Source organism: Ornithinimicrobium pekingense DSM 21552 (genome assembly GCF_000421185.1).
GTDB lineage: Bacteria > Actinomycetota > Actinomycetes > Actinomycetales > Dermatophilaceae > Ornithinicoccus > Ornithinicoccus pekingensis.
In genome coordinates this window covers 25,898-39,829 of the sequence record NZ_ATWJ01000007.1, presented here as the reverse complement: position 1 = coordinate 39,829, position 13,932 = coordinate 25,898, and the positions used below count along the sequence as shown (strand labels likewise).

The following is a 13,932-nucleotide window of genomic DNA, read 5'->3' as shown; positions in this document are numbered from 1 at the left end:
GCGTCAGAGGGACAGGGCCGCCCGCACGTGCGGGACCACCTGGTCGATCCCGCGCTGCAGCATGACGATCGTGTAGTGGTTGACGTCCTCGACGTCCACCGGCGGCAGGTCGGGGTAGGCGGCCAGCCAGTGCTCCCGGGCCGGCTGCGGGTAGAGCGGCGGCACCTCGTCCATCAGCCCGCGGGGCGCCACGAGCCAGGTCGTGGGATGGCGCCGGTGCTGCAGGGCCCGCGCCACGGAGTCCCCGTCCACCAGCTCGCGGATGTCCTCCTGCAGGGCCTCGACCCGCGTCGCCGGCCGGAGCGCGCCGTCCACCTCGACGAGGTCGTAGTCCACGTAGGCGTCGGTCAGGTCGGTCCACTCGCGCCCGATCGCCGGGTGCTCGCGCCAGAACCGGCGGTAGGCGTCGCGGTCGGCGAAGGTCATGGCCAGCCGGTCGGCGACCGGGCCCAGGACCGCGCCCGCGAGCGCGTCGGGAGCCACCCCGGGCGGTGGCAGCAGGGGCAGCCCGCCGTCGACGAGGACCAGCGAGCGGACCCGCCCCGGGTGGCGGTCGGCGAGGACGAGCGAGACGAAACCGCCCATCGAGTGGCCGACCACGACCGCGCTCTCGACGTCGAGGTGGTCCAGCACGGCCGCCACGTCGTCGGCGTGCGACGGCATCCCGTAGGGCCCGGGCAGGTCCCGCGACCGTCCGCGGCCGCGCAGGTCCGGCGCGACCACGCGCACGTCCGGCAGGGCGGCCGCGAGCAGCGGCCAGGCGACGTGGGAGGAGGTGATGCCGTGGACCGCGACCACGGTGGGCACCTCCTTCGTCGGCACCCCCTCCGGCTCCCAGACGCCGACGTGCATCGTCCCGCCGCGCACGGGGGCCTCCACGGCCCGGTAGCGCGGACCCACGACCTCCTGCAGGGAGGGCAGGGGCATCCAGGTGGTCATCGCGTGTCGCTCCTCGTCGTCCTGTCCTCGGCGTCGGCGCCGAGCAGCTGGGTGATGATGTCCATGAGTGCCTCGAAGACGGCCGGAGGGACGCCGTCGGGGTAGGTCGTGCGCTGCTCCTCCCAGAGCACCCACCGCATACCGATGAGCTCTCCTGCCCCCATGAGGACCCAGGAGGCCACCGTGGGGTCCAGGTGGGCGATCTGGCCCGCCTCGCGGGCACGCGTCAGACCGTGCTCGTAGCCCTGCAGGATCGAGGTGTAGTGCTCCCGCATCACCTCGGGCGAGACGAACTCCGCCTGCCGCACGATGCGGTAGAGCGCGGGATGGTCGGCGGTGAAGCGGAAGAACGCGCTGAAACCGGCCCGCTCCGCCTCGATCCGCGTCCGGGCGTCGGCGGTCGCGGCCGTCATCGCGGCGCGGACCCGGTGGTTGAGGTCGCGGACCACCTCGTCGAAGATCTCCTTCTTGCCCTCGAAGTAGACGTAGAAGGTGCCCAGGCCCACCCCCGCCTGCTCGGTGATCTTCACGATCGAGGCGTCGGGGTAGCCCACGTCGGCGAACACGTCCTCTGCGGCCTGGAGCAGGCGGGCCCGGGTCCGGGCGCCCCTGGCGGTGCGCGGCGCGGGACGTCCGCCGGGCTGCGGGGTCGCTACCGGCGCGCTCACCGGGGCCCCCCGGAGACGTCCGCAGGATGGAGGTCGCGGGCCAGGTCGCGCAGCGCCTGCCGGTCGACCTTGCCGATCCCGACCGTGGGGATGGCGTCCACCTCCAGCACGCGCTCCGGCACCTGGAAGGAGGCCAGCTCGCGGCGGCAGTGCTCGAGGAGGTCCTGCTCGTCGGTCGGCACGCCCGCCCGGGTGACGACGAGGGCGAGGCCGACCTCCCCCCAGCGGGGGTGCGGCACACCCGTGACCCCGGCCTCGGCGACGGCCGGGTGCCGGCGCAGCACGGCCTCGACCTCCGCGGGCGCGACGTTCTCCCCGCCGGAGATGTAGATGTTCTTGAGCCGGTCGACGATGCGCAGGTAGCCGCCCTCGTCGCGGGTGGCGACGTCGCCGGTGGCCAGCCACCCGGCGCGGAGCGCCTCGTGCGTGGCCGTCTCGTCGTGCAGGTAGCCGCTGAACAGGCCCGGCCCCCGCACCAGCAGCTCACCGGTGGCCGGCCCCTCCAGCAGGGCCCCGGTCGCCGGGTCCATGAGGGCCACGTCGACGTGCGGGTAGGGCACACCGGCCCACCCCGCCCGGTCGATCGCCTCGGGGGGTGGCAGGCACAGCACGTTGGGGCCGGCCTCGGTGAGCCCGTAGCCCTGCGTCAGCGCGACCCCTCGGGCGTGGAAGGTCCGCAGCAGCGGGGCAGGCATCGGCGCACCGCCGACGATGGCGCTGCGCAGGCTGCGCAGGTCGCTGCCCGGGAAGGACGGATGCTCGGCGAGCATGAGGTACTGGGTGGGCACCCCCATCATCGTGGTGACGCGTCGTTCCCGGATGAGGGAGAGCACGCGCCCGGGGTCGAAGGACCGCTCGAGCACCACCGTGGCCCCGGTCCACCAGGCCAGGAGGGGTTGGATGTTCCACCCGCCCACGTGGAACTGCGGGAGCACCGCCAGCACGACGTCGTCCTCGCTGAGCTCCACCGTCCGCGACAGCGACAGGTTGGTCCACCAGCACGCACGTTGGGACAGCACCGCAGCCTTGGGCGCGCTGCCCGTGCCGGAGGTGAACACGGCGAGCAGGGCGTCCTCGTCCTGCACCGCCTCCACCGGGGCCGACGCCGGCCGGACCCGCGGCAGCCCGCCGTCGGTGTCGAGCACGGTCAGGTATGCCGTGGGCACCGGCCGCAGGAGCAGGCCGGCCAGCTCCCGCGCCAGGGCCTCGGTCTCCTCCTCCGTGACCAGCACCACGGGCGCGAGCAGGTCCACCTGCCGCGCGAGCTCGCGCGGGGCGAGCCGCCACGACAGCGGAGCCAGGCAGGCCCCGACCTGCGCGCAGGCGAAGAAGAGCACGACGTGGCACGTCGAGTTGCCCACGAGCGTGGCGATCCGGTCCCCCCGCCCGATCCCGGCCTCGCGCAACCGGGCAGCGAGCCCCCGGACCCGCTGGTCGAGCTGGCCGTAGGTGAGCTCGACCCCGCGGTCGACGATCGCGACCCGCGCCGGGGCGATCCGCGCCCGGTCTCCGGGCCAGCGACCCAGGGTGTGCAGGCCGTCAGCGACGGACCCCGGAAGGGTGCTCACGTCACCTCCAGGCGTTGCGGGACGTCATCGGCCTCCGGCTCCTCGGCGGCAGGGGGGTGCGGGCGCCGGTCCGGGCCGTCGTCACCGCGACGGTCCCGCGACCGGGCGGTCACCCGGGCCACCGTACCGGCCAGACCGCCGGGCAGGAACAGCACGACGAGGACGAAGAGGGTGCCGAGGATGAACAACGGCTCCGACAACGGGATACGCAGGACGGCGGGGAGGCTCTCCACCCAGGCACCGCCGGCGAGGACGGTGAGACGCTGGTTGAGCAGGACGTAGAGGATCGCACCCGCGACCGCGCCCCACCGCGACCCGACACCCCCGAGCACCACCATGAGCAGCAGGGAGATGGTGAACTCCGCGCTCATGACGTGCGGCACGGCCCCGGAGTTCAGCAGCAGGTGCACCATGCCGACCATCGCCGCGATCACCGAGGCGGACACGAAGATCGCCAGCTTCACCAGGACGGGCTGCATCCCCAGCACGCGCACGCGCAGCTCGTTCTCCCGCACCGCCTCGGCCACGTGGCCCGCCCGGCTGTTCTGCACCCAGGCGGTGAGCAGGTAGGCCAGCACGAGCACCGCCAGCGCCAGCCAGTAGAGGTTGCGGGTGTCCGCGACGCCGACGAGGAAGCCGGGGACGAACTCGGTCGGCAGACGCAGCCCCTCCTCCCCGCCGGTGACCCGCTCAGGGTCCCGGCGGACCCAGACGTAGGCCGCCTGCGCGAAGGCCAGGGTCACCATCGCGAACGGGATACCGGTCACCCGCAGGCTGACGGCCCCGAGGACGGTGGACATGACGACCGCGACGACGAGGGTGAGGACGGCGGCGGGCACCAGCCCCAGCTGCAGCTCGCGCATCACGATGCCCAGGCCGTAGGCACCCAGCCCGAAGTAGAGGGCGTGACCGAAGGAGAGGAGGCCGGCGACGCCGAACAGCAGGTGGTAGGACAGCGCCACCGCAGCCATCACCCAGGCCAGCGCGAGCAGGTGCAGCGTGCCCGGGGTGTAGGTCGCTCCGGGCAGGATCCCGGGGACGGAGATGTCCAGCAGCGGCAGGCAGGCCAGAAGGACCACCAGGCCGAGGGGCAGCAGGACCCGCACGGCCTGGCGGCGGCGGTCCGTGCCGATGTCTGCGTCGGTCATGCCGTCACCTTCTTGCCCATGAGTCCGGAGGGTCTGGTCAGGACGACCACAGCCAGCAGCACCACCACGGCGAAGTCGCCGTAGCCCCAGTAGTAGTTGGCGAACTGCTGGAGCACCGCCACCAGGACCGAGGCGATCGCGGCGCCGGTGAGCGAGCCCAGGCCGCCGATCACGGTCACGATGAACGCGAAGATCAGCAGCGTCTGGCCCAGCATCGGCGAGACGTAGCCGAACGCGTGCGAGGCGAGGACGCCGCCGAGACCGGCCGCCGCCCCGCCGATGGTGAAGATCAGCGTGAACGCGGTGCGGACGTCGATGCCGAGAGCCGTGACCATCGAGCGGTTCTCCACGCCGGCACGGATGATCATGCCGTAGCGGGTGCGCTGCAGGAACAGCACGATGGCCACCAGCACGACGACGGCGAGGACGATCGCCACGAACCGGTCGTTGGGGACGTTGGCCCCCGCGATGGTGGTGGTCCTGCTCATCCACGGCGGACCGCTGATGAAGCGGGCGTCCGTGCCCCAGATGCCGTCGAAGAGCGCGACGACCGCCAGGGCCAGCCCCACCGTGATGAGGACCTGCTCGATGTGCCGCTCGTAGAGCCGTTGCACCAGGAAGCGTTCGGTCAGCGCCGCGAACACGGCACCGGCGAGGGCCCCGACCAGCAGCGAGGCGGCGAAGCCGGCCCAGGTGGTCGCGCCCATCCGGGCGGCGACCTCCCACCCCAGGAAGGCGCCGAAGGTGAGGAACACGCCGTGCGCGAAGTTGAGCACGCCCATGAGCCCGTAGATCAGGGACAGGCCCGAGGCGACCAGGAAGTAGATGGCTCCCAGGCCGACGCCGGTGATCAGCAGGAGGACGACGGTGCTCATGCTGCTCCCGCGGGGTCGGTGCCGCCGTGCACGCCGAGCAGGCGCTGCGTGGCGACGGGGTCGTCGAGGAAGTCGGAGGCGTCACCGTGGTGGACGCTGCGGCCGTCGGTCAGGACGACGACGTGCCGTGCGAGGTCGCGCACGACCTGCAGGTTCTGCTCCACGAGCAGGACCGGCGCCACCTCCGCGGCACGCGCCAGCGCCTCGGCGACCTCGGTCACCAGGCGGGGCGCCAGCCCCTTGGTGGGCTCGTCGATGAGCAGCACCCGGTTGTCGTTGAGGAGGGCACGGGCCAGCGACACCATCTGCTGCTGCCCTCCGGACAGGGTCCCGGCGGCCTGCGCGCCCCGCTGCTCGAGCTCGGGGAAGAGCTCGTAGACGAGGTCGTAGCGGTGCTCGCTGCCGCGCCGCTCGGCCAGCCGCAGGTTCTCGGTCACGGTGAGGCCGGAGAAGACCTCGCGGTCCTCGGGCACGTAGCCGACGCCGCGTCCGGCGATGCGGAAGGTCGGCAGGGTGCTGATGTCCTCGCCGTCGAGCTCGATCGTGCCCGACCGGCCGATGAGGCCCATGACCGCCTTGATGGTGGAGGTCTTGCCCACACCGTTGCGCCCGAGGAGGGCGGTGACCCCGGTCGGCGCCACCTGCAGGTCGACGTGCTCGACGACCTGCTGGCCGGCCACGTGGGCCTGCAGGTCGCGCACGAGCAGGACCGGCGCGGTGGGGCGTGCGGTCGGGCCTGCGCCCACGGTCGCGGCATCCCGGGAGGGCGGGGAGGACGTCATACCGCCTCCCCGAGGTAGGCGCTCTGGACGGTCGGGTCCGCCATGACGGCCTCCGGGGTGTCGATCGTGAGCAGGGTGCCGAAGTGCAGCACGGCGACCCGCTCGACCAGGCCGAGCAGCACCTCCATGTGGTGCTCGACCATCAGCACGGTGCGGCCGTGGTCGCGGTGCAGGCTGCGGATGACCTCGGTCAGCCCGTCGACGTCGCCCGAGGCCACCCCGGCCATCGGCTCGTCGAGCAGGACGACGGAGGGGTCGGTCGCGAGGAGCATCGCGATCTCGAGCTTGCGCTTGTCGCCGTGCGGCAGGTCGCCGGCCATGCGGCCGAGCCGGTGGCTCAGGCCCACCTCGTCGAGCAGCTCGACGGCCCGGCGCGAGGCGGCGTCGCCGCGCCGGGGGAAACGGGTCAGCGACAGCGCGCCGCCCTCCCGGACCTGGGCGGCGAGCCGGACGTTCTCCTCCACCGACAGCCGCGGGAAGAGCGAGGAGGTCTGGAAGGTGCGTCCCAGCCCGGCGCTGGCGCGCTGCGTGACGCTGCGACCGGTGATGTCCTGCCCGTCGAGGAGGACCTGGCCGGCGGTCGGCGTCATCGTCCCGGACACCAGGTTGAACAGGGTCGTCTTGCCCGCACCGTTGGGGCCGATCACGCCGACGATCTGCCCCGCCGGCACGGCGAAGCTGATGTCCTGCAGGATCTGCGCCCCGCCGATCCGCAGGGAGAGGTCGCGGACCTCGAGCGCGGGGGCGGCCCGCGCCCCCGCGCTCGAGCCAGCGGTGACGTCGGTCACTTGCCGGACGCCTCCGGCGGCGCCACCTGGTCGGCCGGCACCGTGTCGACCAGCTCGGGCACCCAGGTGTCACCGTCCTGCTTCAGGGTGGCGGTGAACATCGGCTGGACCAGGGCGTGGTCGCTCTCGCGGATCATCGTGGTGCCCTTGGGACCCTCGAACTCCCAGCCCTCCAGCGCGTCGATCATGGCGTTGACGTCGTCGCCGCCCTCCGCGACCGCCTGGACGATCATCTGCCCGGCCACGAAGCCGTCGGGGGTGAACAGGTCGGGAGTGCCACCGGCCTCGGTGACGTGGTCGATGAGGGCCTGGTTGACCTCGTTGTCCGCGGCACCCGGGAAGTAGTGCGACAGGAAGCTGATCTTCTCGCCGATGGGGCCGTAGGCGGCGAAGGTGGCGCTGTCGGCGAGGCCGGTGACGACCGGCGCTGCGTCGAAGACGTCCTGCTGGTCGAGGGACTGCCACATGTTGCCGGCGGTGGCGCCTGCCCAGGCGACGAAGATCAGGTCCGGGTCGGCGTCGACGACCTGACGGGCGAAGCCGGTGAACTCGGTGGCGTCCTCGGGCACGAGCACGCTGTCCACCTCGGCGCCCTCCGCACCGAGGACCGCCTCGACGGCCGCCAGGTTGCCCTGCCCGAACGCGTTGTCCTGGGCCAGGACGACGACCTTGCCACCCTCCTCCTCGAGCATGGCACCGGCGGTGGCCACGTCCTGCAGGCTCTGACGGCCAGAGCGGAAGGTGTAGTCGTTGACCCCCGTGAGGGCGTCGACCGCGGCCGGTCCGGAGATGTAGAGGATCTCGTTCTGCACGGCCTGCTCGGCCATCGCGACGGCGATGCCGGAGACCACGGTGCCGCCCAGGATCTTGTAGTCCTGCCCGATGAGGTCCTTGGCCGCGGCGACGGCGGTGTCCGGGCTGCCTGCGTCGTCGCGGTAGGTGATCTCGATCGCCGTGCCGTCGACCTCGCCGGTGCCGTCCGTGGCGTAGTCGATCCCCGCCTCGAGCCCTTCCTTGTACTGCTTGCCGTAGGCGGCCAGCGGGCCTGTCTCGGAGTAGATGATGCCGACGTCGACCGTGCCGCCGGCCTCCTCGCCGCCCTCAGCGGGCGCGGCGCTGTTCTCGGCACCGCCGCCGCCGTCGCCGGCCGGCGCATCGTCGGAGGCGGAGGGGGCGCAGCCGGCGACAGCCAGGACCGCGGCGCTGGATACGAGAGCAATCAGTCGGGTGCGGATCACCGGACACTCCTTCGTGCGGGTATGAACATGAAAGGTGATTCACGTTTCGCCTGTACCAAACCAGTCCGGGCCGAGGCTGTCAATCCCCGCCCGGGTAACGATGTGGTCACGACGGGTCGATCCGGCTGCGACCGGGCGTGGGGCGCGGCCGACGCGAGGTCTGTCAGGACGCCGTGGCAGGGTCCGGCCCATGGAGATGCAGTGGTGGCAGCTCGTGGTGGTCGTCGTGCTGACGCTGGTCGTGGGGTTCCTGGCCGGCGTGAGCCTGGGACGGGCGGGGGTCGCCGTCCGGGTCGCCCGCGCCGAGACCGAGCGCGACGGGCTGGCCCGCCAGCTCGACGCGCTGGAGTCGGCGGCGGAGCACGACCGGGAGTCGGCCGAGCAGCTGGCGCCGTTGCGCGCCGCGCTGGAGCGGGTGGAGGCCCACGTCCGCACCCTCGAGCGCGACCGGATGGAGCAGTTCGGGCAGGTCGGCGAGCACCTGGCCCAGGTCGCGGCCCAGACCCGCACCCTGCACCAGCAGACCGCGAGCCTGGCCGGGGCCCTGAACGCCTCGGGCACCCGCGGCACCTGGGGAGAGGTGCAGCTGCGCCGGGTCCTCGAGCACGCCGGCATGATCGACCGGTGCGACTTCGAGGAGCAGGTCAGCGCGACCAGCCGCCACGACGCGCGCGTCCGCCCGGACGTCGTCGTGCGGCTGCCGGGGGGCAAGGTCCTGGTGGTCGACAGCAAGGCGCCGCTGACGGCCTTCCTGCGCGCCCAGGCCGACGGGCTGTCCTCGACCGAGACGGCCCGGCTGCTGCGCCAGCACGCCGACAGCCTGCGCGGGCACGTCGACGCGCTGGCGGCCAAGGAGTACTGGTCGGCCTTCACGACGTCCCCGGAGCTGGTGGTGTGCTTCGTGCCCAGCGACGCCGTCCTGGCTGCGGCGCTGCGCTCGGCGCCCGAGCTCTACGACCACGCCCAGGCACGGCGGGTGGTGCTCGCCTCCCCCGCGATCCTGCTCGCCGTCCTGCGGGCGACCGCCCTGGCCTGGCAGCAGGACAGTCTCAGCGCCAACGCGCGCGAGCTGCTCCGGCTCGGCAGCGACCTGCACCAGCGGCTGACCACGCTGGGCCGGCACGTCACGGGCATGGGCAGCGCCCTGCGCAGGTCGGTCGAGTCCTACAACCAGCTGGTCGGCACCCTGGAGTCACGCGTGATGGTGACCTCCCGGCGCATGCACGAGCTGGGACTCGTGGAGGCTGCCGTGCCCGCCCTGACGGCCCTGGAGCTCACGCCGCGCCCGGTGACCAGTCCTGAGCTGCTGGCCGCCGAGCTGGAGGCGCTCACCCCCTCGCGCGAGGAGATCGCCGCGCCGGAGCCGCCGACCGATGACCGCCCGCAGCGGCGCCCGCAGGTCCGCCGGGACGCCTCCTGAGGCCGCAGGTCAGCGCAGGTGGCCGTCCCCGGACCCCGGGATCGCGCTGGGGTCGTGGCGCACCTTCTTGGCCTCCTGGCCCGCGGCCTTGAGGTCGCGGCGCAGCTCGGTGGGCAGCGCGAAGAGCAGCGACTCCTCGGCCGCGGTCACGGCCTTCACGTCGCCGAAACCGCGCGCGGCCAGCCAGTCCAGGACGTCGCGCACGAGGATCTCCGGCACGCTGGCACCGCTGGTCACCCCCACCGTGCGCACGCCGTCGAGCCACGCCTCGTCGATCTCCTCGGCGTAGTCCACGAGGTGACCGTCACGCGAGCCGTACTCCAGCGCGACCTCGACCAGCCGCTTGGAGTTGGAGGAGTTCTGCGACCCGACGACGATCATCAGGTCGCACTCCCCCGCCATCTGCTTCACCGCGACCTGGCGGTTCTGCGTGGCGTAGCAGATGTCGTCGCTGGGCGGGTCCTGCAGCAGCGGGAACTTCTCGCGCAGCCGGCGGACCGTCTCCATCGTCTCGTCGACCGACAGCGTGGTCTGGGAGAGCCAGACCACCTTGCCGGGGTCGCGCACCTCGACGTGCTCGACGTCGTCCGGGCTCTCGACGAGCGTGATGTGGTCCGGGGCCTCCCCCGCCGTGCCCTCGACCTCCTCGTGGCCCTCGTGGCCCACGAGCAGGATGTCGTAGTCGTCGTCGGCGAAGCGCACCGCCTCACGGTGGACCTTGGTGACCAGGGGGCAGGTGGCGTCGATCGTCTTGAGGCTGAGCGCGCGCGCCTCCGCGTGGACGGCCGGGCTGACCCCGTGCGCGGAGAAGATCACCCGCGCCCCCTCGGGCACCTCGTTGGTCTCGTCCACGAAGATCGCCCCCCGTCGTTCCAGGGTCCGCACCACGTGCTTGTTGTGGACGATCTCCTTGCGGACGTACACCGGGGGCCCGTAGAGCTCCAGCGCCTTCTCGACGGTCACGACCGCCCGGTCGACCCCGGCGCAGTAGCCGCGGGGGGCCGCGAGCAGCACCCTCTTCTCGCCGGGCAGGCCCGGCGCGGGTACGTTGACGTCGGTCGGCTGGGTGGCTGGAGTCGTCGTGGTCACGACCCCATGGTAGGCAACGGCCCTGAATCCCCCCTGGGCAGCGCCACCTCTCGCAGGATCTGCGCGAGCCGGTCGGGGTGCGTCAGGGGCATGAGGTGGGTGGCCCGGGGGACGGTGATGACCCTCGCCCCGCCCGCGGCCGCGGCGAAGCGGCGCACGTGCAGGCGCATCTGGTCGAGCTGGCCGTTGACGAGCACCACCGGGCAGTCCACCGACCGCAGCAGGTCGGGTCCGCACTCCTCCATGACCGTCTGCCAGGCCGCCGGGAGCGCCGCGTACGCCTCGCCCCCCGGGAGCCTGGCGGCGATGTCGGCGCGCGCTCCGAGCCAGCGCACCACGCGGTTCGTGGCGCGGGCCATGCGCTCGGGGTCCGAACGGCCCACGAGCCGGGCGAATCCGCGGTAGAGGGCCGTGAGCGGCCCCGCCGGGTCAGCCGTCGCACCGACCAGGACCAGCCGGTCGAGCCGACCGGGGTGCTGGGCGGCGTAGACGGTGGCCATGTATCCCCCGAGGCTGTGCCCCGCGAGTATCACGCGCTGGCCCGGGTCCGCGCCGTCGACCGCCCGGGCGATCGTGCGCACCGCCGCCTCGAGCGTGAAGGGTTCACCCGTGCGCCGGCCGTGCCCCGGCAGGTCGGGAGCGACCACCTCGACACCGGGGAGCAGGGGACCGTAGGGCTCCCACTGCCGGGCGTCCATCCGCGTCCCGTGCACGAGCACCAGGCGCGGGCGGTGGGTGCTGTCGGCCATGCTCCCTAGGCTAGGGGTGTGACCTCGCCCTCCCTCCCGCCGACCGCCCGGGACACCACCGCGTCCTCGCCGTGGCCGGTGCGCACGCTGTCGATGAAGATCAGCGACTACGTCGACAAGATGTCACCGCTGTGGGTCGAGGGCCAGATCGTCCAGCTCAACCGTCGTCCCGGCATGTCGACAGCCTTCCTCACGTTGCGCGACACCGACGTGGACATGTCGCTGTCCGTGGCGATCCCGGTGGGCGCGCTCGACGCCATGCCCTCCCCGCCGCAGCAGGGCGCACGGGTCGTGGTGCACGCCAAGCCGACGTTCTGGACCAAGCGCGGCAGCCTGCAGCTCGAGGCCCGTCAGATGCGGCACGTGGGGGTCGGAGAGCTGTTGGCCCGGCTCGAGCACCTGCGCCAGCTGCTGCGCGCGGAGGGCGTCTTCGACGCGGCCCGCAAGCGTCCGCTGCCGTTCCTGCCGCACACGATCGGCCTGGTGGTGGGCCGCGGGACCGCCGCCGAGCGTGACGTCCTCGCCGGCGTGCGGCGCCGGTGGCCGGCAGCCCGTTTCGAGATCCGGCAGGTGGCGGTGCAGGGGGCCGACACCGTGCCGGCGGTGACCGGTGCGCTCCGCGAGCTCGACGGGATCGCGGAGGTGGAGGTGATCGTCATCGCCCGGGGAGGCGGTTCGTTCGAGGACCTCCTGCCCTTCAGCAACGAGGCGATGGTCCGGGCGGTCGCGGCGGCCCGGACCCCCGTGGTGTCGGCCATCGGGCACGAGAGCGACACCCCCCTGCTCGACCACGTGGCCGACCTGCGCGCCTCGACCCCCACCCACGCCGCGGCGGCGGTCGTGCCGGACGTCGCGGACGAGCTGCGCGGGCTCGCGACGGTGCGGCGGCGGGCGCACCGGGCGCTCGTGCGCCGCGTCACGACCGAGCGCGAGCGGATCCTGACCCTCATGAGCCGGCCGGTCATGGCCGACCGGCACGCCATCGTGGCCCAGCACCGGGGCGAGGTGGAGGGTCTGCGCAGCAGGGCCCGGCGCAGTGTCGTCGACCGGGTGGCCCGCGAGCAGGACCGCACGGGCCATCTGCGCGGTCACCTGCGCGCCGTGTCGCCGCAGCACACCCTCGAGCGCGGGTATGCCGTGGTGCGCCACCGCGACGGCGCGATCGTGCGCGACCGTGCCGAGGTCGGACCGGAGGAGCTGCTGCGGGTCACCGTGGCCCGGGGCGACTTCGCCGTCCGCCCGGTCGTGGAGGCCGGTTAGGCCCCGGCAGGTTCCTCGGGCAGGCCGGGCGCTCCCGGCTCGTCCGGCGTGCTCGGGCCGGCGGGGTCGTCCGGCGGAGGGGGCTGCTCGGGCCCGGGCTGCGGCAGCCCAGGCTCGTCGGGCGGTGACGGCTGCTCGGGCCCGGGCTGCGGGACCCCCGGGTCGCTGGGACGGGTGGGGTCCGCGGGGCCCGGGGACGGGTCGCTGGGCCGCGTCGGCTCCAGGGGCGACGGCCCCGGCGAGGGGGCCGGGCCCGGTGCCCCGGGGCCTGACGGGTCGACGGGCGTCGTCGGGTCGCTCATGATGCTGCTCTCCCTCGTCGCGGTGCTGTCACCTCACCGTAGGCCTGTCCCGACGACCCGGCAGGCCGTAACGCGACGCGACACGGGCGCGCCGTTATCCTGTACGCATGTCTCAGGCCCCCGGCTCCCCTGCCCCTGACCAGCCCGAGGTGACCGACCTCAGCTACGAGCAGGCTCGTGACGAGCTGGTCCAGCTCGTGGCCCGCATCGAGTCGGGGAAGGTGCCGCTGGAGGAGTCCATGGTGCTGTGGGAACGCGGCGAGCAGCTGGCCGCCCACTGCCAGGCCAAGCTCGACGCCGCCCAGGCCAGCCTGGACCGGGGCGCAGCCCCGGCGGCGGGCGCTGCCGAGCAGGCCGACGAGGGGCCGGACGACGAGCAGGAGGCGGCCGCGGGCTGAGCACCCGCCGCCGACGTCCGGTGTCACGGCCCTCCAGGTCGGGGCGGGGGTCCTCGCTCAGTCGCGGGCGCTGACCGAGCCCAGGAAGTCCTCGACCTCGTCGGTCTGCGCCGTGCCGTGGACCACGACCGTGGTGCCGCCTGTCTCCTCCGGCCCCAGCAGATAGCCGTTCTCGGCATTGCCCCCCTCGGGGCCCTGCCACTCCTGCCACGGCCGCGCCCCCGCCGGAGTGGGCAGGGCGACGTCGGCACCCGTGGCCTCCGCCCCCGCCAGCACCTGTTCGAGCCAGTCCTGCGTCACGTCCGCCGCCTGGTGCAGCGCCACATACTCCCCCTCGGGCGAGGTGTAGGAGATGTGCCACGTCGGGACGCCGGCGACCCGTGCGTCGTACCACACGACGGTCGGCACCCACTCGTCCCCGGGGTCGGGGACCCAGACGGGCCACTCCGCCTGCTCCACGACGTAGGCGGTGGTCTGCGTGGTCTCCGGCGCCTGGCGCTGCGACCCCTCGTTGCTGTAGGTCATGGACCACCACGCCAGCACGAAGAGGGTGACGAGCAGCATCGACCACACCATGTTGCGCACCGTGTAGGACGCGAGCCGCTTGCGGCGACGGTCCTCGGGGGCCTCGCCGCCGGGGGCGCCGGTGTCCCCCTGGGGCGGCGCGGCGGCACGGGTCGGGCTGGTCTCGCTCACCCCCTCATGGTC

General features: G+C 73.4%; 15 protein-coding genes. 3 read left to right on the top strand and 12 right to left on the bottom strand.

Translation table 11 applies throughout. From position 1 onward, the window contains the following. Window positions 1-3 precede the first annotated feature (3 nt). The 8 genes from K330_RS18605 to K330_RS0102280 are packed head-to-tail and all read right to left on the bottom strand — an operon-like array spanning window position 4 to window position 8,006. Window positions 4-939 carry an alpha/beta fold hydrolase gene (locus tag K330_RS18605; RefSeq protein WP_022920244.1) on the bottom strand — a complete coding sequence of 312 codons (936 nt, stop codon included), beginning with the start codon at window positions 937-939 and terminating at the stop codon, window positions 4-6. After that, a complete protein-coding gene (locus K330_RS18600) occupies window positions 936-1,607 on the bottom strand; it encodes a TetR/AcrR family transcriptional regulator (protein ID WP_022920243.1) in 672 nt (223 codons plus the stop codon). The genes K330_RS18605 and K330_RS18600 overlap by 4 nt, the downstream gene beginning before the upstream one ends. Next, window positions 1,604-3,175: a class I adenylate-forming enzyme family protein gene (locus K330_RS0102305; protein WP_022920242.1), complete on the bottom strand. Its 1,572-nt coding sequence runs from the start codon at window positions 3,173-3,175 to the stop codon at window positions 1,604-1,606. Before K330_RS0102305 ends, K330_RS18600 begins: the two co-directional genes overlap by 4 nt. Beyond that, the gene (locus K330_RS18595; RefSeq protein ID WP_022920241.1) at window positions 3,172-4,323 is read right to left on the bottom strand and encodes a branched-chain amino acid ABC transporter permease; all 1,152 of its coding nucleotides are present in this window, start codon (window positions 4,321-4,323) and stop codon (window positions 3,172-3,174) included. The genes K330_RS0102305 and K330_RS18595 overlap by 4 nt, the downstream gene beginning before the upstream one ends. Beyond that, window positions 4,320-5,198, bottom strand: a complete 879-nt coding sequence (locus K330_RS0102295) for a branched-chain amino acid ABC transporter permease (RefSeq protein WP_022920240.1) — start codon at window positions 5,196-5,198, stop codon at window positions 4,320-4,322. Before K330_RS0102295 ends, K330_RS18595 begins: the two co-directional genes overlap by 4 nt. Beyond that, on the bottom strand, window positions 5,195-5,980 hold the full coding sequence (locus tag K330_RS0102290) for an ABC transporter ATP-binding protein (protein WP_022920239.1): 786 nt from the start codon (window positions 5,978-5,980) through the stop codon (window positions 5,195-5,197). Before K330_RS0102290 ends, K330_RS0102295 begins: the two co-directional genes overlap by 4 nt. Beyond that, entirely contained in the window at window positions 5,977-6,768 is a 792-nt protein-coding gene (locus tag K330_RS0102285) for an ABC transporter ATP-binding protein (RefSeq protein ID WP_022920238.1), read from the bottom strand. Before K330_RS0102285 ends, K330_RS0102290 begins: the two co-directional genes overlap by 4 nt. After that, the gene (locus K330_RS0102280) at window positions 6,765-8,006 is read right to left on the bottom strand and encodes a substrate-binding domain-containing protein (RefSeq protein ID WP_022920237.1); all 1,242 of its coding nucleotides are present in this window, start codon (window positions 8,004-8,006) and stop codon (window positions 6,765-6,767) included. Before K330_RS0102280 ends, K330_RS0102285 begins: the two co-directional genes overlap by 4 nt. Window positions 8,007-8,196: 190 nt before the next feature. Here K330_RS0102280 and K330_RS0102275 point away from each other — a divergent pair, with 190 nt between their 5' ends. Further along, a complete protein-coding gene (locus K330_RS0102275; RefSeq protein WP_022920236.1) occupies window positions 8,197-9,426 on the top strand; it encodes a DNA recombination protein RmuC in 1,230 nt (409 codons plus the stop codon). Window positions 9,427-9,435: 9 nt separating this feature from the next. On the opposite strand, the gene K330_RS0102270 is transcribed toward K330_RS0102275, so the two are convergent. Both K330_RS0102270 and K330_RS18590 read right to left on the bottom strand, forming a co-directional pair. Then, window positions 9,436-10,458 carry a 4-hydroxy-3-methylbut-2-enyl diphosphate reductase gene (locus tag K330_RS0102270; RefSeq protein WP_029202224.1) on the bottom strand — a complete coding sequence of 341 codons (1,023 nt, stop codon included), beginning with the start codon at window positions 10,456-10,458 and terminating at the stop codon, window positions 9,436-9,438. A gap of 53 nt (window positions 10,459-10,511) precedes the next feature. Then, complete coding sequence (locus K330_RS18590) at window positions 10,512-11,264, bottom strand: alpha/beta fold hydrolase (RefSeq protein WP_022920234.1); 753 nt, start codon at window positions 11,262-11,264, stop codon at window positions 10,512-10,514. Window positions 11,265-11,282: 18 nt separating this feature from the next. Between K330_RS18590 and xseA the strand changes: the two genes are divergently transcribed. Beyond that, window positions 11,283-12,524: an exodeoxyribonuclease VII large subunit gene (gene xseA, locus K330_RS0102260; RefSeq protein ID WP_022920233.1), complete on the top strand. Its 1,242-nt coding sequence runs from the start codon at window positions 11,283-11,285 to the stop codon at window positions 12,522-12,524. Here xseA and K330_RS23510 read toward each other — a convergent pair. Then, on the bottom strand, window positions 12,521-12,826 hold the full coding sequence (locus K330_RS23510; protein ID WP_156875656.1) for a hypothetical protein: 306 nt from the start codon (window positions 12,824-12,826) through the stop codon (window positions 12,521-12,523). The genes xseA and K330_RS23510 overlap by 4 nt on opposite strands. A 107-nt stretch (window positions 12,827-12,933) precedes the next feature. Between K330_RS23510 and K330_RS0102255 the strand changes: the two genes are divergently transcribed. Beyond that, window positions 12,934-13,224 (top strand): exodeoxyribonuclease VII small subunit, encoded by a 291-nt coding sequence (locus tag K330_RS0102255; protein WP_022920232.1) that lies wholly within the window; start codon window positions 12,934-12,936, stop codon window positions 13,222-13,224. A 57-nt stretch (window positions 13,225-13,281) separates the two neighbouring features. Here the strand turns inward: K330_RS0102255 and K330_RS0102250 are convergent, their stop codons facing one another. Beyond that, entirely contained in the window at window positions 13,282-13,920 is a 639-nt protein-coding gene (locus K330_RS0102250) for a DUF4245 family protein (RefSeq protein WP_022920231.1), read from the bottom strand. Window positions 13,921-13,932 lie beyond the last annotated feature (12 nt).